Raw genomic sequence first — 19,558 nt, 5'->3', positions numbered from 1 at the left:
GCCCCCGGAGTCGTCAGAGGGGCCTCTCGTCCGCGACGGTGTCGGGGCGCGTGTAGGTGCGGCCCTTCCAGGCCGCACCCCGCCCCCGGTAGTGCTGGACCGCGCTGTCCACGGTCATCAGCAGGTACAGGCACGCGGTGAACGGCAGCAGCGGGGCGAGCCACAGCCGCTGGCGGTAGTAGCGGAGCATCGGCAGGTACGTGCCCGTCATCACCAGCCAGGCGAGCCCGCCGAGGACAGCCGCGGGCCAGGCCCCTGCCGCCGCGCCCACGACCAGCGCCAGCGGCGGCACCAGGTAGACCAGCAGCAGCCCGGCGACCGTCCCGAGCAACAGCAGGGGGTTGTGCCGCAGCTGGGCGTACGCGCTGCGCGACACCATCCGCCACAGGTCGTGCAGGCGCGGATAGGGCCGGACGCTGTCCACCCTCTCCGCCAGCCCCAGCCAGATGTGCCCGCCCGTGCCCTTCACGGTCCGCGCCAGCGCCACGTCGTCGATCACGGCGTGCCGGATGGCGTCCGGGATCCGCGCCCGCTCGGCGGTGTCCGCCCGCAGCAGGACGCAGCCGCCCGCCGCGGCCGCCGTCCGCGCCCGCCGCCGGCCGATCCGGCGGAACGGATACAGCTGCGCGAAGAAGTAGACGAACGCGGGAACCACCAGCCGCTCCCACGCGCTCTCCACCCGCAGCCGGGCCATCTGCGAGACCATGTCGAAGCCGCCGGCGCGCGCCGCCGCGACCAGTTCCCGCAGGCTGTCCGGCTTGTGCGCGATGTCGGCGTCCGTCAGCAGCAGGTACTCCGGTCCACGCGCGCGTGCCAGGCCGATGCCGTGCCGCACGGCCCACAGCTTGCCCGTCCAGCCGGCCGGCGGCTCGCCGGGGGAGCCGACGGTCAGGGGCAGACCGCCGTGGGAGGCGGCCAGTTCGCGGGCGAGGTCGCCGGTGCCGTCCGAACTGCCGTCGTCGATCAGGAAGATCTCGGCACGCCCCGGATAGTCCTGGGCGAGCAGGGAAGGCAGGGCGGCGGGCAGCACGGCGGCCTCGTCGCGGGCCGGGACGACGACGCACACCGGGGGCCAGTCGCCGGGATCCGCGCGGCGCGGCAGCCTGACGTCCGTGCGCCAGAAGAAGCCCTGACACAGCAGCAGCCACAGCCAGGCGGCGAGGGACACGGCGGCAATCCACACGAGGGCGCTCACCCGCGCAGTCTGCCCCACCCGACCGGCCCTGAACGGCTCATCGTCTATCGTGGCCGGGTGAAGATCGCGCTCATGGACTCCGGAATCGGTCTGCTTCCCGCCGCCGCCGTGGCGCGCCGTCTGCGCCCCGACGCCGACCTCGTCCTGTCCTGGGACCCCGACGGGATGCCCTGGGGGCCGCGCACGCCGGAGGACATCACCGAGCGGGCCCTGGCCGTCGCCGGAGCGGCCGCGGAGCACGACCCGGACGTGCTGATCGTCGCCTGCAACACGGCCTCCGTGCACTCGCTGCCCGCGCTGCGCGCCCGTTTCGAGCCGAAGCTGCCGATCATCGGCACCGTGCCCGCGATCAAGCCCGCCGCCGCGGGCGGCGGCCCCGTCGCGATCTGGGCGACGCCCGCCACCACCGGCAGCCCCTACCAGCGCGGCCTCATCCAGGAGTTCGCTGCGGGCGTCGACGTCGCCGAGGTGCCCTGCCCGGGGCTCGCGGACGCCGTGCACCACGCCGACGACGCGGCGGTCGAGGCCGCCGTCGCCGCGGCCGCCGCGCGCACCCCGGACGACGTCACCACACTCGTCCTGGGCTGCACCAACTACGAACTGGTCGCCGAGCGCATCCGCGCCGCCGTGCAGCGGCCGGACGGACCGCCGCTCATCCTGCACGGCACCGCCGGCGCGGTGGTCGCCCAGGCGCTGCGCCGGATCGGCGCTCAGCCGGTCCCCGAGGCCGACGCCGAGGGCACCCTCACGGTGCTGCTCAGCGGCCGCCCGGCGGAGCTGCCCGCGACGGCGCTGACGTACGAGGAGGGACGTTTCCTCCAGGCGGTCGGCGCCGCCCGGTGACCGGCGGGTGCCCGGGTCGGCGCAGTCACTGTCCGCGACCCGGTACCACCGCTGCGAAACCTGGGTAACCTCATCGGTATGAGGGACCACCCCCACGACGAGAGCTCCCGGCACCCCGACGTCTGGACGGGCCGGGCCACCAACCGCGCCCAGTGGCTGCTGGCGCTCGGCGGCGCGGCCTTCATGGCCCTCGGCGTCGAGCTGGCCGTCGACTCCGCCTGGAACTCCGGCATCGCCCCGCTGGTCATGTCCGTCGTCGGCTGCATCGCCGCCGGACTGCTGGTGCTGTTCGGCACGCTCGCGTTCGTGCACGTGGACCTGAAGCTCGACAAGGAGTCCCTCGAGGTGCGCTGCGGCCACATCGGCGTGCCGCGCCGGCGCATCCCCCTCGACCACGTGGCGGGCGCCGAGTTCGCCCCGCACGTCACTCCGCGCCAGTGGGGCGGCTGGGGCTACCGCTGGCGGCCCGAGAAGGGCACCGCGGTCGTCGTACGCCGGGGCGAGGGTGTCGTGCTGCGGCTGTGGGACGGCCACACGTTCACGATCACCGTGGACAACGCCGAGGCCGCCGTGCGGGTCATCAGGGACCGGCTGCGGTCGGGCACCCCCGGCACGGCGCACTGAACGGCGTCACCAGCCGCTCGTTCCGTCCGCACCGCCTCGGTCTCACGGCGTGAGGCGGTCGCCCCGCGGTCGCACCCGTGGCACCTCCTGCTCGGGCGAGCCGTCGGCGAGCGGCCGCGCGGTGGCCAGGCCCGCCAGGAGCCCCGCACCCACCGACACGGCGGTGAAGCTCAGCGCGTTGCCGACCGAGGCGATCGCCGCGAGCAGCGTCAGCGCCGCGCCCGCCGTGAGCACGACCGGGGTGGGGCGCGGTGAGCGCCACAGCGTGTACAGCAGCCACCCGAACACCGCCCCCAGCAGCAGCACGCCGACCACCCCCTGCTCCGCCGCCTGCTGCAACAGCGCCGAGTGCGGTTTGCCGTCGGAGGACAGGGTGCGGGTCGCCGTGGCGCTCACCTCGCCGAAGCGCCCGGGCCCCACGCCGAGCCCCGCGTTGTCGTGCGACAGGAGCAGGGCGTCGTGCCACAGCCGCAGGCGGTACGGCGTCAGCTCGCCCTGGAGCGACGCGGTCAGCCCGCCGGGCACCGCGCCGGCGGCGATGGTCCAGGTGAGCAGGCCCGCAGCCGCGGCACCGAGCGCCAGACCGGCCATCCCCAGGGCGCGCCGCCGCATCCGGCCGGCGGCGAGCGAGCACAGCAGTACGGCCGTACAGCCGATGAACCCGCTGATCGAGCCGAGCAGCGGCGCGGCCGCCGTGATCGCGGCCGCCAGCGCGCCCAGGGCGAACCGCAGGGCCGGTGACCCTGCCTCCCACGCGGCGCAGCACGCGGCACCGGTGCAGAGGGTGAGCAGGGCGGCGGTGCCCCCGGCGTGACCGAGCGGCGCGTCGATCTGCGGGCCGGCCGCGAGGCGCGGCACGGCCAGCATCACGACGAGCCCGGCCAGCGAGCCCGCGCACAGCGCCGCGACCGGCAGCAACGCACCGCAGATCCGTCCCGCTGCATAGCCGGCCGCCACGGCCAGCACCGCCAGCAGCACGCCCTCCGGGCGGCCGTCGTGTGCGGTCGCCGTGACCAGCGACCAGGTGGCACAGCCACCCAGCGCCATGACGCCCGCCGCGTCCGAAACGTTTCGTCTGTCGCCGTCCTCCGCAGGACCGGCGACGGACGTCGTCCCCGTGGAACCCACCCCGCCCCCCACACCCGACCGAAGCCCCCCGACCTCGCACGACCCGCCCGTCGAGGCCGTGACCGGCCGGGCGACTGTGGCTGGGCACACCGTAACCGCTGATGGGCGTTTTGTGGATGAGTTGGACCGAGATGCGCAGGAACGGTGGGGCGGCCGGTTCCCGGGGGCCGGTGTGCTGCCATGTGGACCGCGCTGTCCCGGCCAAGGTCACCCGCCGTACACTCCCCGAGTGACCGTCACCGCAACCTCCGTGGACGAGTCGGACCAGTTGCAGCCGCAGACCGCGCCCTCCTCGCGCGCGGCGCGCCTCGTACGCCTCGTTCCGGCCCTCGCCGCCGCACTCTGCGGAGTGCTGCTCTACGTCAGTTTCCCGCCGCGCCCCCTGTGGTGGCTGGCGCTGCCGGCCTTCGCCGGTCTCGGCTGGGTGCTGCGCGGCCGCGGCTGGAAGGCGGGTCTTGGTCTCGGCTACCTGTTCGGCCTCGGCTTCCTGCTGCCGCTGCTGGTGTGGACGGGCGTGGAGGTCGGTCCCGTGCCGTGGATCGCGCTGGCCGCGATCGAAGCGATGTTCATCGCGCTGGTCGGCGCGGGCGTCGCCGCGGTGTCGAGACTGCCCGCCTGGCCGCTGTGGGCGGCGGCGGTGTGGATCGCGGGCGAGGCGGCACGCGCGCGCGTGCCCTTCCACGGCTTCCCCTGGGGCAAGATCGCCTTCGGCCAGGCCGACGGCGTGTTCCTGCCGCTGGCCGCGGTGGGCGGCACCCCGGTGCTGGGCTTCGCGGTCGTCCTGTGCGGCTTCGGCCTGTACGAGGCCGTACGCCTGGGCCTGGACGCGCGGCGCACCCGGGAGATCCGGCGGTCGGCCGCGGCCGTGGCCCTGCTCAGCGTGGCCGTACCGGTGGCGGGCGCGGTGGCCGCCCGCGCGCTGGTCAGCGACAAGGCGCAGGACGGTTACACGACCGTCGCGCTCATCCAGGGCAACGTGCCCCGCTCCGGGCTGGAGTTCAACGCCCAGCGCAGGGCCGTCCTCGACTACCACGCGCGCGAGACCGAGCGCCTGGCCGCCGAGGTCAAGGCCGGCAAGATCGCCAGGCCCGACCTCGTGCTGTGGCCGGAGAACTCCTCCGACGTCGATCCCTTCGCCAACGCCGACGCCTACGCGGTCATCGACCACGCGGCCAAGGCGATCGGCGCGCCGATCTCGGTCGGCGGCGTCGTCGCCCGGGACGGCAAGCTGTGGAACGAGCAGATCCTCTGGGACCCGAAGAAGGGCCCCACCGACACCTACGACAAGCGGCAGATCCAGCCCTTCGGCGAGTACCTGCCGCTGCGCGGCCTGATCGGCGCGATCAACGGCAACTGGACCTCGATGGTCCGCCAGGACTTCAGCCGGGGCACCAAGCCGGGCGTGTTCACCATGGACCGCGCCAAGGTCGGCCTGGTCACCTGCTACGAGGCCGCCTTCGACTGGGCCGTGCGCTCCGAGGTCACCGACGGCGCCCAGCTGATCTCCGTGCCCAGCAACAACGCGACCTTCGACCGCAGCGAGATGACCTACCAGCAGCTCGCCATGTCCCGGGTCCGCGCCGTCGAGCACAGCCGCACCGTCACCGTGCCCGTCACCAGTGGCGTCAGCGCGATCATCATGCCGGACGGGAGGATCACCCAGAAGACCGGCATGTTCGTCCACGCCCACCTGGTGCAGAAGGTGCCGCTGCGCTCCTCCGAGACCCCCGCCACCCGGCTGGGCGTCCTCCCGGAGATCGCTCTGGTGCTGGTCGCCGCCGGCGGTCTCGGCTGGGCGATCGGCGCGGGGGTGCGCGGGCGGCGGACGAGGGACGCTTAGCGGTCCCGCGGGCCGGGCGCGCCGGGGCCGTGCGGCGGTACGCCGGGCACATGCCCCAGGGAGCGCGCGGGGGCGTGGGCGACGGCCCCGTAGGGTCGGTGCCATGCCGACTCCTGACTTCATCCGCGAGATCCGGGCCACCGCGGGCCACCAGCTGCTCTGGCTCCCCGGCGTCAGCGCCGTCGTCTTCGACGGCGAGGGCAGAGTGCTGCTCGGACAGCGTGCCGACAATTACAGGTGGGCGCTGATCTCCGGCATCCCGGACCCCGGCGAGCAGCCCGCCGCCGCCGTCGTGCGGGAGGTGGAGGAGGAGACCGGCGTCCGGGTCGCCGTCGAGCGGCTGGTCTCGGTGCGCTCCAGCCGGCCGGTCACCTACCCCAACGGCGACGTCTGCCAGTTCATGGACCTCTGCTTCCGCTGCCGCGTCCTGGGCGGCGAGGCGCGGGTGAACGACGACGAGTCGCTGGCCGTCGGCTGGTTCTCGCTCGACGAGCTGCCCGAGATGACCGAGTTCCACCACTTCCGCATCAAGCAGGCCCTGTCCGACGAACCCACATGGTTCGACCCCACCGCGCCGCAGTGAAGTATGTGCTTCGACCACATGTGGCGAGGGCATAGCGCTGCCTAGGGTCGTTCCATGACCCCGACCGGTGCCCTTCCGCCCCCACACGCCCTCGCCCTCGACCTCGGTGGCCGCGCCGCCCTCGTCACCGGCGCCGCCAGTGGTATCGGCCGCGCCTGTGCGCTGCGGCTCGCGGCCGCCGGGGCCAAGGTCAGAGCCGTCGACCGGGACGCCGAAGGACTCGAGTCCCTCGCCGAGGAGGCCGCCGGCCTCACGGGCGCCATCGAACCGCACGTCCTGGACCTGACCGACCTCGACGCCGCGGAGCACGCGGCCGCCGGAACCGACGTCCTCGTCAACAACGCGGGCCTGCAACTGGTCCGTCCCATCGAGGAGTTCCCGCCCGACGTCTTCCACACCGTGCTGACGGTCATGCTGGAGGCGCCCTTCCGGCTGATCCGCGGCGCCCTGCCGCACATGTACGGGCAGGGCTGGGGGCGCATCGTCAACGTCTCCTCCGTCCACGGACTGCGCGCCTCGCCGTACAAATCCGCCTATGTGGCCGCCAAGCACGGACTGGAGGGCCTGTCCAAGACCGCCGCCCTGGAAGGCGCCGCCCACGGAGTGACCTCGAACTGCGTGAACCCCGGCTATGTGCGCACCCCCCTGGTCGAGCGGCAGCTGGCCGACCAGGCCGAGGCGCACGGCATCCCGGTGGAACGCGTCCTGACCGAGGTGCTGCTGCAGGACAGTGCCCTCAAGCGCCTCGTCGAACCGGCGGAGGTCGCCGAGGCCGTGGCGTATCTGTGCGGCCCGCAGGCCTCCTTCGTCACGGGCACCTCGCTCGTCCTCGACGGCGGCTGGACCGCCCACTGACCAGGCGTACGTCTGTGCGAGGAGGAGTTGTCCACAGGGCTGACGGGGCGGCCGTGCGATGGGTGATGCTGTGAGCATGTCCCGCGATCACGTGCAGTCCGCCGAGCGCTCCACCGCCGAAGCGCCGCCCGCCGCGCCCACCGGCGTCGAGACGCCGTTCCTGGAGCTGCTGGCCAGGGGAGCGTCGGCCGACGCCTACGAGCAGCCGGTGCTGCTGGCCCGCGCCGAGGGACGGCCCGCCGAGACGATCGGCGGGCTGGAGCGGGCCAAGGCGCTCGCCCTGCGGGTGCGCGCGGAGCTGGAGGGCCGGCGCCGCCGCGAGGCCGAGCTGTCGGCACTCTTCGAGACCGCCCACGACCTCGCGGGACTGCGCGACCTGGACGCGGTCCTCAAGGCGATCGTGCAGCGCGCCCGCTCGCTGCTGGGCACGGACGTCGCCTACCTGAGCCTGAACGACCCCGAGCGCGGCGACACCTACATGCGGGTGACCGAGGGTTCGGTCGCCGCCCGCTTCCAGCAGCTGCGGCTCGGCATGGGGGAGGGCCTCGGCGGGCTGGTGGCCCAGACCGCCCGCCCCTACGTCACCGACGACTACTTCAAGGACGCCCGCTTCCAGCACACCCGCACGATCGACGCCGGTGTCCGCGACGAGGGCCTGGTCGCCATCCTCGGCGTGCCCCTGACGCTGGGCCACCACGTGATCGGCGTGCTCTTCGCCGCCGACCGGCGCGCCCGCGTCTTCGAACGCGAGCAGATCGCCCTGCTGGGCTCCTTCGCCGCACTGGCCGCGGCCGCCATCGACACCGCCAACCTGCTCACCGAGACCCGCTCGGCCCTCGCCGGCCTGGAGCGGGCCAACGAGATCATCCGGGACCGCAGCGCGGTCATCGAGCGTGCCTCCGACGTCCACGACCGGCTCGCCGAGCTCGTGCTGCGCGGCGGCGGGGTGCACGACGTGGCCGCGGCCGTCTCCCAGGTCCTCGACGGCACGGTCGAGTTCACCGAAGCCGCCGACACCGCCGCGGCGCCCCTGGAGGCCTCCCGTGCGGAGGGCCACGCCGTACGGCACGCGGACGACTGGATCGCCGCCGTCACCGCCGGCGGCGAACTGCTCGGCGCTCTCGTGCTGCACGGCCACCCCGGCCTCGACCCCGTCGACCAGCTCACCCTGGAGCGGGCCGCGATGGTCACCTCGCTGCTCCTGCTGGCCAGACGCTCCGCCGCCGACGCCGAGCAGCGCGTCCGCGGCGAACTCCTGGACGACCTGCTCGACGCCCGCGACCGTGACCCGCGGCTGCTGCGCGAGCGTGCCTGCCGGCTGCACGCCGACCTCGACTCCACCCATGTCGTCCTCGCCGCCCGCCTCGACGGCCCCGCCGCCGACGCCGAGCAGGAGGCGGCCGCCCGCAGACGCCTGGGAGCCGCCGCCTCCCACCTCGCCGCGACCCGGCACGGCCTGGCCGCCGCCCGCGACGGCGGCACCGTCCTGCTGCTGCCCCTCACCGCCGGGGAGACCGCGACCGGCCTGGCCCGCCGCACCGCCCGACAACTGGGCAGCGCCGTCCACGAACCGGTCACCGTCGGCGCCTCCGCCCCCGTCCGGGACCTCGCCGCCCACCCCGACCACGTGGCCGCCGGCTACGCCGAGGGCCGGCGCTGCCTGGAGGCCCTGCGCCTGCTGGGCCGCGCCGGTGACGGTGCCGCCGCCGAGGACTTCGGCTTCCTCGGCCTGCTGCTGGCGGGCGACCGGGACATCGCCGGCTTCGTCGACCGCACCATCGGCCAGGTCGTCGCCTACGACGAACGCCGCGGCACCGACCTGGTGCGCACCCTGGACGCCTACTTCACCTGCGGCATGAGCCCGGCCCGCACCAAGGACGCGCTGCACGTCCACGTCAACACCGTCGCCCAGCGCCTGGAGCGCGTCGGCCGGCTCCTCGGCGACGACTGGCAGGACCCCGCCCGCGCCCTGGAGATACAACTCGCCCTGCGGCTGCACCGGTTGTCCGCACCGGCACAGCACTGACCCCCGTACGCGCGGGCGTACGGGGGCCGGTGCCGTCCGCTCAGACGGTGCGCGCGTCCGCCGCCGGAACCGCCGAGGCCTCCGCGCCCACGGACGGCTCGACGTCGGCCAGGTCCCGGTGGCGGGTCTCCTTGGCCGCGAGCACGGCGATCACCGTCAGGACGGCCGCGGCGACGACGTACAGCGCGATCGGGGTGGAGCTGTCGTAGTCGGCCAGCAGCGCGGTGGCGATCAGCGGGGCCGGCGCGCCCGCGGCGACGGAGGCGAACTGGGCGCCGATGGAGGCACCCGAGTAGCGCATCCGGGTCGCGAACATCTCGGAGAAGAAGGCCGCCTGGGGCGCGTACATGGCGCCGTGCAGGATCAGGCCCACCGTGACGGCGAGGACCAGGGCGCCGAAACCGCCCGTGTCGACGAGGGAGAAGAAGGGGAACATCCACAGCCCGACGCCCACCGCGCCCAGCAGGTACACCGGCCGCCGTCCGACGCGGTCCGACAGGGCGCCCCACGCAGGGATGACCGCGAAGTGCACGGCCGAGGCGATGAGCACCGCGTTCAGCGCGGTCTGCTTGGAGACGCCGGCCGAGGTGGTGGCGTAGACGAGGATGAACGCGGTGATGACGTAGTAGCTGATGTTCTCGGCCATGCGTGCGCCCATCGCGACCAGCACGTCCCGCCAGTGGTGGCGCAGCACCGACACCAGCGGCAGCTTCTCCGCCTCGCCGTTGCGGGCCGCCTTGCGGGCCTCGGCCTGCGCCAGCGCCTCCTTGAACACCGGCGACTCGTCGACGGACAGCCGGATCCACAGACCGACGACCACCAGGACACCGGAGAGCAGGAACGGAATCCGCCAGCCCCACGATCCGAAGGCGGCGTCCGACAGCAGGGCCGTCAGCAGGGACAGCACACCGGTGGCCAGCAACTGCCCGGCAGGTGCGCCGGTCTGCGGCCACGAGGCCCAGAAGCCGCGCCGCCGCGCGTCGCCGTGCTCGGACACCAGCAGCACCGCGCCGCCCCACTCGCCGCCGAGCGCGAAGCCCTGGACCAGCCGCAGCGTCGTCAGCAGCACCGGAGCGGCGCTGCCGACGGTCGCGTGCGTGGGCAGCAGACCGATCGCGAAGGTCGCCCCGCCCATCATCAGCAGACTCAGCACCAGCAGCTTCTTGCGCCCGATCCGGTCCCCGTAGTGCCCGAAGACCAGGGCGCCCAGCGGCCGGGCCGCGAAACCGACGGCGTACGTCAGGAACGACAGCAGCGTGCCGACCAGCGGGTCGGAGTCCGGGAAGAACAGCTTGTTGAAAACGAGCGCGGCGGCGGAACCGTAGAGGAAGAAGTCGTACCACTCGATCGTGGTGCCGATCAGACTGGCGGCGACGATGCGCTTGAGGTTGGCGGGGGTCGGTGGAGCGGATGCTGCTGCGGAGGCCATGTGCGCCACTTCCTCGTGTGCGATGGGGACGGGTACGTGTCGGCACACCGTAGGAACACGCACGTCGGGCGCACATGTGGTGGGGCTACATAGTTCGGTGGCGAGGTATCCGCGCAACCTCCATGAAGGCCATCCCGGCCGTGCCCCACGGCCGCCTCCGCACATGGCGCGAAGACGACCGTGCCGGCGCCGCCCGTCAGACCTTCGTCGCCGCGAAGTCGGCCGCCGCGCCCGCATCGGCGGTGTAACCGAGGTGGGCCAGGACGTCGCCGCCGCCGTTCTCGCAGATCGGGTCGCCCTTGGCGCAGAAGTCGAGGGTGCGGCTCTGGTAGGGGCCGGTGACGCTCTTGCCCAGGGCCCGGATCGGATTGCCGAACAGCAGCACCGCCGCCACTCTCGGTGCCACGGCGGCCGGAAGCGTGGCCACGATGGGGCTGCCCACGACCGCGCCGTCGCTGCTGACGCCGATGGAGTTGTCGACCACGTTCGCGCCCTGCGAATAGCCGACGAGAACAAAACGCTGGTTCGGGCAGGCCGCCGCCTGAGCGCTGACGTGACGAACGAGGTCCGCGTTTCCCTGCGCCGCCGACGTGGGAGAAAGGTCGGCCGGGTAGTTCACCTTGTAGCCGGAGAGATTCCGGCCGGTCAGTTTCTGCTGCAGCGCCGCATACACGGGGTCGCCGACGATCGCGCCCAGGGTGCCCAGCTCGAACGTGCCGCGGGCCGCGACGACGTCGATGTCCGAGCAGGTGGCGGCCGATGCGGCGGGCGCCGAGAGCGTGGTGAGTCCGGCCCCTCCGACGAGGGAGAGCGCGGCGAGGCACAAGCGGATACGCATGGGGATCCTTTGCGGGTCGGGCGCGTTGGCGCGCCTGGGGAAAAGGACCCCCCGAACGTATTCGCGTTCGGTGACGGGGTGTTATTGCCGGGAATTCAGAAATTCCCCTGCTTTTGTTGCGTGCGGACGGGGTCCGCGGAACGCAGTGCGAGAATCATCTCCAGCCGGGTGTCCGGGTCGTGCAGAGCGTCGCCGAAGACCTTCTCCAGTTGCCGCATCCGGTAGCGGACCGTCTGCGGGTGGACGTGCAGCCGGGTGGCGACGTCGGGGACGTTGCTGCCGCTGAGCAGCCAGGCCAGCAGGGTCTCCGTGAGCCGGGCGCGCTGGCCCTCGGAGACCCGCTCCAGCGGTGCGAGGGCGCGCGCCCGGAGCTGGACGAGCAGCGGCTCGTCGCTGTGCAGCAGCAGGGTCGACAGGTGCTCGTCGCACCGCACCGCCCCCTGCCGGGGCAGGATGCCCCGGCCCATCAGCCCCAGCGCCAGCGACGCCCAGCGCAGCGAGCGCGCGGCCTCGGCGAGCGGCACCGTCGGTCCGATCGCCGCGGGCCGGCCGCGCAGGGCGAGCGCGAAGGCGCGCCCGGCGAAGCGGCCCGAGCCGTCCGGATCGGGCACCAGCATCCGCGGCGGCCGCGCCCCCATGTCCACCAGCGCCCCGGCGGCCGCGAGCGGCCGGTCGTCCGCGCTCCGTTCGCCGGCGGCGGCGAGCGCGACGACGGCCACGTACCGTGGCACGGTCCACCGTGCCCCGTGCGCCAGTTCGTGCACGGCCTCCACCGGCACCGGCCCCTCGCCCAGCAGCAGGTCCAGCAAGCGGCGGCGCCGCCGCTCCAGCTCGTCGGTGCTGCGCAGCCGGGCGTCCGCGTAGCCCTCGGCGGCCGCCTCGGCGACCTCGTGCACGGTCCGGAAGGCGAGCTCGCCCAGCGCGGCCACCACCTGGGAGTCCAGGCCGAGTTCCTCCACGGTGCGGCCCATCAGCCGCCAGGCGTGCAGCCCGCCGATCCGCAGCGCGGACTGCAGCGCGTCCAGGCTGCGGCCCACCAGGGCCTCGCCGCGCCCGAGTTCGTAGTACGTCGCCGCGATCGCGTCGCCCGGACCGCGGGGGTCGGCGATGTGGTCGACGAACAGGGTCAGGGCCTGCACCACGCCGGCCCGCAGGTTCCTGGTGTAGGCGCCGTCCGCCGGGCCCGCGTACTCGGGGACCTGTCTGCGGACCTCCTCCTCCACCTCGTCGGCGACCGCCTCGAGCCGGGAGCGCAGCACGTCGGCCAGATCGGGCGGAAGCAGGGGCGTCGCCCGCCCGGCCGGCCCGTCGTGGGGGGTGGGGACGGCCATCGAGGTCACTCCTTTCACCCGGATCCGGCTCACCCGCGGGCTGTTGCCCGTGGGACGCGGGGTGTGTCCGGTGTTGGACGGACGTCCCCTGCGCTCCGTTCCGTGCCCCGACGGCACCGACATCACTCCGGCACCCCGAGCGCACGGGCGAGCATCGGCCACGACGCGGTGAACTCCTGCTTCCAGTACGGCCAGCTGTGTCCGCCGCCCGCGTAGAAGTGTTTCGTCACGGCGATGCCGAGCCGGTCGAGGGTGTCGGTGAAGCTGTGGGCCGACGGCCACAGTGTGCTCTCCAGCGCCTCGGGCAGCCAGTCGCCGATGCCGCCCAGCACGCCGCTGCCGCTGGAGACGTACAGGGGCGTGCCGCGCAGCCCCTGCGCGCGGGCCCGGGGGTTGAAGTTCTGCCAGGTGAGCAGGTCCAGTATCGGGTTGCCCCACAGGGACAGGGGGGCGAGGTTCTCGCGGGCCACGATCGCGTCGACGAGCGTGGGCACGCCGGGGAAGGTGGTGTCGAGGATGCCGCTGTAGGAGGCCGCGGCCGTGAACACGCCCGGATGGCGGGCCGCGTGGGCCATGGCGCCGTAGCCGCCGGTGGAGACGCCGGCGACGGCCCGCACCGCGGAGGCCCGGTAGTCGCGGGCGAGCAGCGCCGGCACCTCCGAGAGCTGGAAGGTCTCGTAGTCTGGGCCGCCCCGCCAGGCCGTGGGAATGCCCGTGGGCCCCGCGTCCGGCATCGCCACGATCAGGTTCCGGCCCTCGGTGAAGGCCTCGATGTCCGTCTCCCTCGTCCAGGACGTGTAGTCGTCGTGGGCGCCGTGCAGCAGGTACAGCACCGGGTAGGTCCGTCCGGGCTGGGTGTCGAAGCCCGACGGCAGGATCAGCCGTACGGGTGCGCCGCGGCCCAGCGCGGCGGAGGGGACCGACACGTCGAGGGTGCGGGCCGTCAGACGGGTGGCGGCCCGCGCGGTGCCGGTCGCGGCGCCGAAGAGCGCGGCCAGCCCGGTGACCGCGGCGGCCTTGGCGACGGTGCGTCGGGACACTGCGGCGGGGCGGTGCGGGTGGGACATGGCGGCTCCTCGGGTCTCGGGTTCAGCGGACCTGCGCGGCGAACTCCCGCCGCAGCCGTGCGGCGAGTTCGTCGACGTGGGGCGGGTCGAGGAGCGACAGATGGTGCCCCGCGACCGGTACGACGGTCAGTCGCGGACACACCTCGTCCCAGCCGAGCGCCGCGTCGTCGCGTTCGTAGGCCGGGTCGCGCACGGTGTGCGGCGCCGGCTCGGTCGCCCGGTACAGCACCACGCGGCCGTCGTAGTGCCGCGGCCGGTGCGCCTCGCCGATCCGCAGGTCCAGGTAGGAGGCGCGCTGGTGCTCCAGCGCGGCGCCCGGCACCTCGGCGGCCGCGCGCAGCGCCCGCAGCACGATGTCGATGCGCTCACCGTCGTCCTCCACCGCGACGAGTTCGTCGTACGGCAGCTCCAGCCGCACTCCGTAGACATCGGCGACGTGGGCCGCGAAGCCCGTCAGACGGGTGCGGAGCCGGTCGGGCCGGGGGAGGGGCCGTACGGAGTCGATGAGCACCACCAGCCCCACCTCGCGCCCGGCGGCCGTCAGCTGCCGTGCCGTCTCCTGCGCGACGAACCCGCCGAAGGACCAACCGCCCAGCAGCAGCGGCCCGTTCGGGCGGGCGGCGGTGATGACCTGGGCGTAGCGGCGGGACTTCTCGGTGACCGTACGGGCTTCTTCGATCCGGTCGAGGCCGTACACCGGCCGGTCGTCGCCGAGGCGTTCGGCGAGCGTCCGGTAGACGTCGCTCGTCCCGCCTGCCGCGTGGACCAGGAAGAGCGGGGTCCCGGAGCCGGTGGTGTTCAGGGGACGCAGCGGCGCGAACTCCCCCTTGGGGACGGCTTGTCGGAGGCGGTCGGCGAGATCGCCGAGGCAGGCGGCGCCCATCAGGTCGCGCAGCGGCAGTTCGGTCCCGAACTCGCGCTCCAGCGCGGTGCGGACGCGGACGGCCATCAGCGAGTCCAGTCCCAGGTCGGCCAGTCGGGTGGCGGAAGTGAGGCGGGCCGGCGCATGCCCGGTGACGGTCGCGATGTGGTGGCGCAGGCGGGCGGTGACGGAGTCGTCGGCCTCAGCGGGCTCCTGCTTCGGCGTCGCGGGGGCCGCCGTCCGCCCGTCCGTCCACCAGTGCCGCACATGCCGCCAGCGGGGCGCGGGCAGGTCGATGACGCGCCCGGGCGGAAGCGGCAGCCGCAGGCCCGCCGTGTACAGGGCGCCCAGCCGGCCGAGGAAGGCGGCCGAGTCGTCGGCGTCGCGGTGGAGCGTGCCCAGGGCCAGCGCGCCGGGCGCGGACCCGGTGAGGGCCCCCAGCAGCACCGGGTGGGGCGAGATCTCGACGAAGGCGGTGTGACCGTCGGCCGCGGCCGACGCGACGGCCCGGTCCAGCCGGACCGGGCGCCGCAGGTTCGCCACCCAGTGGGCGGCGTCGAAGACGCTCTCCCCACGCGGGTCGTCCAGGACGGTGGAGTAGACGGGAACGCGCGACCGCCTGCCCCGGACATCGGCCAGCTGCTCCGCCAACTCGACCAGCAGCGGGTCGACTTGCGGGGAGTGACCGGCGCCGACGACCTTCATCGCCCTGACGGCCCGGCCCTCGTCCCGCAGCCGCCGCACGAGCCGGGCCACCGCCTCCTCCTCGCCGGTGACGACCTGCCGGCCGGGTGAGGAGTGCACGGCGACATGAACACCGGGGAAGTCCCGTGGCAGCGCGGCGACTTCGCTCTCGTCGAGGTCGACCACGGCCATCGCGCCGCCCCGCAGCCGACCGAGCAGCCGCGCCCTTACGGCGACGACCCGCGCCCCGTCCGACAGGTCCAGGGCACCCGAGCACACCGCCGCCGCGACCTCGCCCATGGAGTGGCCGATGACCGCGGCGGGTTCGACGCCGTGGGCACGCCACAGCTCGGCGAGGGCCACCTGGACCCCGAACAGCACGGGCTGGGCGACCTCCAGGCGTTCCAGGTCACCGCCGGAGGCGAGGTGGTCGTAGAGGGAGAACCCGCACTCGGCGGCGAGTTGGGCATCCGTCTTCTCCACGGCCGCGGCGAAGGCGGGCTCCTCGGAGAGCAGCCGGCGCCCCATGCCGGCCCACTGGCTGCCGTACCCGGAGAAGACCCACACCGGCCCGCGCCCGACACGGTCCCGGTCCTCGGTCACCACCCCGTGATGCGCCCTCCCGGAACCCAACGCGTCCAGCGTCTCGACGAGTTCGGCCCGGTCACGGGCGACGACCGCGGCCCGCACGGGTCCCCGGCCGGTCCGCCCCGCGAGCGTGCGCGCGACGTCGGCCGGGTGCGCCCCGGCGCCCGCGGGAGTGCGCAGCCAGTCGGCCAGCCGCGACGCGGTGTCCCGGAGCCGTTCGCCGTCGAGGTCGGACAGCACATGCAGCAAGGCCGCCCGACTGCGGGCGGGCGGAGTGGGCGCGGGACGCCATTCCTCCAGCACCGCATGGGCGTTGGTGCCGCCGAATCCGAACCCGGAGACGCCCGCCACGGCCGTGCCGCCGTAGCGCGGCCAGGGTTCCGGCTCGGTCACCACCCGCAGCGGTACGCCGCCCAGGGCGCTGCCGTCCGCGCAGTGCAGGGACGGCGGGACGAGGTCGTGGTGCAGGGCGAGGACCGTCTTGACCAGCCCGGCGATGCCCGCCGCCGACTCCAGATGACCGAGGTTGCCCTTGACCGAGCCCAGCAGCAGCGGCTGGTCGGGGTCGCGGTCCGCGCCGAGGACCGCCGCCAGCGCGCCCGCCTCGATCGGGTCGCCGAGCGGGGTGCCGGTGCCGTGCGCCTCGACGTGGTCGACGTGCGCCGGCCGGACACCGGCACGCGCGTACGCGGTGGTCAACAGGGCCTGCTGGGCGGCCGGGTTGGGGGCCAGCAGGCCGTTGGAGCGGCCGTCTGAGTTGACGGCCGTCGCCCTGATGACGGCCAGCACGCGGTCGCCGTCCCGTTCGGCGTCCGACAGCCGTTTCAGCAGCACGGCGGCGCAGCCCTCGCCGCGCCCGATGCCGTCCGCCCCCGCGGAGAACGGCTTGCAGCGCCCGTCCGGGGCCAGGGCGCCCGCCCGCCGGAACGCGACGGTGACGGTGGGGGAGAGCAGCAGGTTGACTCCGGCGGCGATCGCCGTGTCGCTCTCGCCCGTCCGCAGGCTCACACACGCGTGGTGCACGGCGACCAGCGACGACGAGCAGGCGGTGTCGACGGCCATGCTGGGCCCCCGGGTGTCCAGCACGTACGCCAGGCGCCCCGCGGTCACACTGAGCGCGGCGCCCGCCGGGGCCCACGGGTCGACCGTCTTCGTGTCGGCGCCGGTGAGCCCGCCGTACTCGGGTGCCGAAACCCCCACGAAGACACCGGTGTTGGTGCCGGCCAGGGAGGTGGCCGGGACGGCGGCGTGGTCGAGCGTCTCCTGGACGACCTCCAGCAGGATCCGCTGCTGCGGGTCCATCACGGCGGCCTCGCGCGGGGTGACGCGGAAGAACTCCGCGTCGAACCCGGCGATGTCGTCCAGGTAGCCGCCGTAGGGGAGTGCGTCGGCGGGCGGGAAGGCGGTGAAGTCGCGCCAGCGGTCCTCGGGCACCCGGCGGATCGCGTCGGCGCCCTCGCACAGCAGCCGCCAGTAGTCGTCCGGGCCGTGCACCCCGCCGGGCAGCCGGCAGCCGACACCGACGACCGCCACGGGCTCCCCGGAGATCGACGGCAACGAGGCCGGGGCGGCGGCCGTCTCCCGCGGGACCGGCGCGGCGGCCGCTGCCCGGGGGCCGCACAGCCGCGCAACGAGCGCCTCCCCGGTCGGCGCCTCCCACACCAGCGTGGCCGGCAGCTCGCGCCTCGCCAGGACCGACAGTTCCCCGGCGAGCGTCACGGCGTCCCGCGAGGACATGCCGAGATCCGCCAACGGGCGGTCCATCGGGGCGTGTTCGGCCTCCGTGCCGCCCCACTCGGCCACCCGCCGGGCGATCAGCCGGCGCACCGCCCGTTCGTCGACGGCGCTCACCGCACCCCCTCGGCCGGGTACGCGCCCGCCAGATAGCGCTCACGGGTCAACGCCCGCGACACCTTGCCGCTGGAGGTCCGCGGCACGGTGCCCGGGGGCACGAGGACGACGTCGGCCAGCCGCAGCCCGTGCCGGGCCGACACGGCCGCGCGCACGGCCGCCACCAGGGCCGGTACGTCGATCTCGGCCAGGGAGGTGCCGCGCACGTGCTCGGCGACGACGACCGCCCGCTCGCCCGGGTCCCCCGGTGTGCCGAAGGCGGCGAGCCGGTCGGGCCGCAGCGCCGGGTGGGCGTCCTGGGCGGTGGCCTCCACGTCCTGCGGGTAGTGGTTGCGGCCGTCGACCACGATGAGGTCCTTCAGCCGGCCGGTGACGAGCAACTGCCCGTCCAGCAGGGTCCCGAGGTCCCCGGTGCGCAGCCAGCCGCCGGGGCCGAAGACGCGCCGGCTGTGCTCCTCCTGGTTCCAGTAGCCGCGCCCGACGTTCGGCCCCTGGACGCGGATCTCGCCGACCTCGCCCTCGGACAGGACGGCGTCCGTCACCGGATCGGTGATGCGCACCCGCTGGCCCGCCGGAGTGCCGCAGCCCGCGAGCAGCACGGCCCTGGGGTCGTCGGGCCGCGCGGGCAGCGCCTTGCCGGCCGCCAGGGCGTCCCGGTCCAGGGCGAAACGCTGCGGCGGCCGGCCAGGCCGGGCGGCGCTGACGAAGACGGTGGCCTCGGCCAGCCCGTACGACGGGCAGTGCGTCGCCGGATCGAGCCCCTGGGCGGCGAAGGCGGCGTGGAAGCGGTCCGCGGTGCCCGGGCGTACCGGCTCGCTGCCGTTGATCAGCGCGGCGACGCCGGCCAGCCGCAGATCCGCCTTCTGCGCCTCGGTGACGGCGGCGGCGCAGTAGTCGTAGGCGAAGTTGGGTGCCGCGCTCACCGCGCGCGGATGCGCGGCCAGCAGCCGCAGCCAGCGCACCGGCTCGTGCAGGAACGCCGCCGGATCCATCAGCACCGACAGCAGCCCGCGCACCACCGGGGCTGCCACGCTCAGCACCAGCCCCATGTCGTGGTAGAGCGGCAGCCAGCCCACGCAGGTCAACGGTTCGGTGTCGGCGCCGTAGGCGGTCAGCGCCTGGTGGGCGTTGGCGACGACGTTGGCGTGGGTGATCTCCACGCCCGCCGGGGTGCGGGTGGAGCCGGAGGTGTACTGCAGGTACGCGACCGCCGACTCCGGCGTCGTCGACGGCTGCCATCCCTCCGCGGCCGCGTCGGGCACCTGGTCCGCGACGACGACGCGGGCCCCGGTGTCCGCGCAGAAGTCCCGCACCATGCCGGCGGCCGGGCTGGTGGTCACCACGACCGCCGGACGCGCGTCGGCGAGCACGGCCGCGAGCCGGCCGCCGTGCCCCGGCAGGTCCGGCGGATACAGGGGTACGGCGACCAGACCGGCGGTGAGCGCGGCGAGGAAGGCGGTGACGTACTCCGTGCCCTGCGGACACAGCAGCGCCACCCGGTCGCCCGGTCCGGCGTCCTCGGCGAGCCGGGCGGCCAGGGCGCGCACCCGCAGGTCCAGGCGCCGCCAGGTCAGCGTGCGGTGGACGCCGCGGGAGCCGGGCGCGGGATGGTCGACGTAGGTGAACGCCCGGCGGTCCGGGGTGGTCTCGGCCCAGTGCCGCACGCATGCGGGCAGGCTGCGGTGGGCGGGCGCGTGCGGGGGACGGCGGCTGTCCATCGGGCATGGCTCCTGACGTGGTCGGCGTGTGGGGCGCGGCGGTGGGAGCGGTGCGCGGGATCAGAGAGGGCAGGGGCCGCACATACTCAGCGAGTT

14 protein-coding genes are annotated in these 19,558 nt (G+C 74.6%); 6 read left to right on the top strand and 8 right to left on the bottom strand.

Translation table 11 applies throughout. The features are described from left to right. Positions 1-13: 13 nt before the first annotated feature. Entirely contained in the window at positions 14-1,195 is a 1,182-nt protein-coding gene (locus M8J74_RS06805) for a glycosyltransferase (RefSeq protein ID WP_249835542.1), read from the bottom strand. Between the two features lie 57 nt (positions 1,196-1,252). Here M8J74_RS06805 and M8J74_RS06800 point away from each other — a divergent pair, with 57 nt between their 5' ends. Continuing rightward, positions 1,253-2,038, top strand: coding sequence for a glutamate racemase (locus M8J74_RS06800; RefSeq protein ID WP_058927037.1), 786 nt, complete (start codon positions 1,253-1,255; stop codon positions 2,036-2,038). 78 nt (positions 2,039-2,116) lie between these two features. Further along, positions 2,117-2,662: a hypothetical protein gene (locus M8J74_RS06795; protein WP_249835541.1), complete on the top strand. Its 546-nt coding sequence runs from the start codon at positions 2,117-2,119 to the stop codon at positions 2,660-2,662. 42 nt (positions 2,663-2,704) lie between these two features. Here M8J74_RS06795 and M8J74_RS06790 read toward each other — a convergent pair whose 3' ends face one another. After that, positions 2,705-3,709 (bottom strand): O-antigen ligase family protein, encoded by a 1,005-nt coding sequence (locus tag M8J74_RS06790; protein ID WP_249835540.1) that lies wholly within the window; start codon positions 3,707-3,709, stop codon positions 2,705-2,707. 310 nt (positions 3,710-4,019) lie between these two features. On the opposite strand from M8J74_RS06790, the gene lnt reads away from it, so the two are divergent. From lnt to M8J74_RS06770, 4 genes are all read left to right on the top strand, one after another. Further along, complete coding sequence (gene lnt, locus M8J74_RS06785) at positions 4,020-5,630, top strand: apolipoprotein N-acyltransferase (protein ID WP_249835539.1); 1,611 nt, start codon at positions 4,020-4,022, stop codon at positions 5,628-5,630. Positions 5,631-5,733: 103 nt separating this feature from the next. Further along, entirely contained in the window at positions 5,734-6,213 is a 480-nt protein-coding gene (locus tag M8J74_RS06780; protein ID WP_249835538.1) for an NUDIX hydrolase, read from the top strand. 54 nt (positions 6,214-6,267) lie between these two features. Beyond that, positions 6,268-7,068, top strand: a complete 801-nt coding sequence (locus M8J74_RS06775) for a 3-hydroxybutyrate dehydrogenase (RefSeq protein WP_249835537.1) — start codon at positions 6,268-6,270, stop codon at positions 7,066-7,068. Between the two features lie 76 nt (positions 7,069-7,144). Continuing rightward, on the top strand, positions 7,145-9,094 hold the full coding sequence (locus M8J74_RS06770; protein WP_249835536.1) for a helix-turn-helix domain-containing protein: 1,950 nt from the start codon (positions 7,145-7,147) through the stop codon (positions 9,092-9,094). Between the two features lie 40 nt (positions 9,095-9,134). Here the strand turns inward: M8J74_RS06770 and M8J74_RS06765 are convergent, their stop codons facing one another. The 6 genes from M8J74_RS06765 to M8J74_RS06740 all read right to left on the bottom strand — a co-directional run bounded on the left by M8J74_RS06765 (position 9,135) and on the right by M8J74_RS06740 (position 19,462). Next, positions 9,135-10,523 carry an MFS transporter gene (locus M8J74_RS06765; RefSeq protein WP_249835535.1) on the bottom strand — a complete coding sequence of 463 codons (1,389 nt, stop codon included), beginning with the start codon at positions 10,521-10,523 and terminating at the stop codon, positions 9,135-9,137. Positions 10,524-10,719: 196 nt separating this feature from the next. Next, on the bottom strand, positions 10,720-11,361 hold the full coding sequence (locus M8J74_RS06760) for a cutinase family protein (protein WP_249835534.1): 642 nt from the start codon (positions 11,359-11,361) through the stop codon (positions 10,720-10,722). A gap of 95 nt (positions 11,362-11,456) precedes the next feature. Further along, a complete protein-coding gene (locus M8J74_RS06755; protein WP_249835533.1) occupies positions 11,457-12,692 on the bottom strand; it encodes a PucR family transcriptional regulator in 1,236 nt (411 codons plus the stop codon). A gap of 122 nt (positions 12,693-12,814) precedes the next feature. Next, entirely contained in the window at positions 12,815-13,759 is a 945-nt protein-coding gene (locus M8J74_RS06750; protein ID WP_249835532.1) for an alpha/beta hydrolase, read from the bottom strand. Between the two features lie 22 nt (positions 13,760-13,781). Then, positions 13,782-17,744: a type I polyketide synthase gene (locus M8J74_RS06745; protein WP_249835531.1), complete on the bottom strand. Its 3,963-nt coding sequence runs from the start codon at positions 17,742-17,744 to the stop codon at positions 13,782-13,784. Beyond that, positions 17,741-19,462, bottom strand: coding sequence for a fatty acyl-AMP ligase (locus M8J74_RS06740; protein WP_249835530.1), 1,722 nt, complete (start codon positions 19,460-19,462; stop codon positions 17,741-17,743). The genes M8J74_RS06745 and M8J74_RS06740 overlap by 4 nt, the downstream gene beginning before the upstream one ends. Positions 19,463-19,558: the final 96 nt, after the last annotated feature.

Origin of the sequence: Streptomyces panaciradicis (assembly GCF_023516615.1) — a bacterium.
Lineage (GTDB): Bacteria > Actinomycetota > Actinomycetes > Streptomycetales > Streptomycetaceae > Streptomyces > Streptomyces panaciradicis.
Note: the sequence above shows the minus strand (reverse complement) of the source record. Positions and strands in the feature narration are given on the sequence as shown.

Coding starts and splice junctions, on each gene's coding strand:
- M8J74_RS06795 (WP_249835541.1), top strand. CDS start 2,117: ATGAGGGACCACCCCCACGACGAGAGCTCCCGGCACCCCGACGTCTGG.
- M8J74_RS06790 (WP_249835540.1), bottom strand. CDS start 3,709: ATGGCGCTGGGTGGCTGTGCCACCTGGTCGCTGGTCACGGCGACCGCA.
- M8J74_RS06780 (WP_249835538.1), top strand. CDS start 5,734: ATGCCGACTCCTGACTTCATCCGCGAGATCCGGGCCACCGCGGGCCAC.
- M8J74_RS06775 (WP_249835537.1), top strand. CDS start 6,268: ATGACCCCGACCGGTGCCCTTCCGCCCCCACACGCCCTCGCCCTCGAC.
- M8J74_RS06770 (WP_249835536.1), top strand. CDS start 7,145: ATGTCCCGCGATCACGTGCAGTCCGCCGAGCGCTCCACCGCCGAAGCG.
- M8J74_RS06765 (WP_249835535.1), bottom strand. CDS start 10,523: ATGGCCTCCGCAGCAGCATCCGCTCCACCGACCCCCGCCAACCTCAAG.
- M8J74_RS06760 (WP_249835534.1), bottom strand. CDS start 11,361: ATGCGTATCCGCTTGTGCCTCGCCGCGCTCTCCCTCGTCGGAGGGGCC.
- M8J74_RS06755 (WP_249835533.1), bottom strand. CDS start 12,692: ATGGCCGTCCCCACCCCCCACGACGGGCCGGCCGGGCGGGCGACGCCC.
- M8J74_RS06750 (WP_249835532.1), bottom strand. CDS start 13,759: ATGTCCCACCCGCACCGCCCCGCCGCAGTGTCCCGACGCACCGTCGCC.
- M8J74_RS06740 (WP_249835530.1), bottom strand. CDS start 19,462: ATGGACAGCCGCCGTCCCCCGCACGCGCCCGCCCACCGCAGCCTGCCC.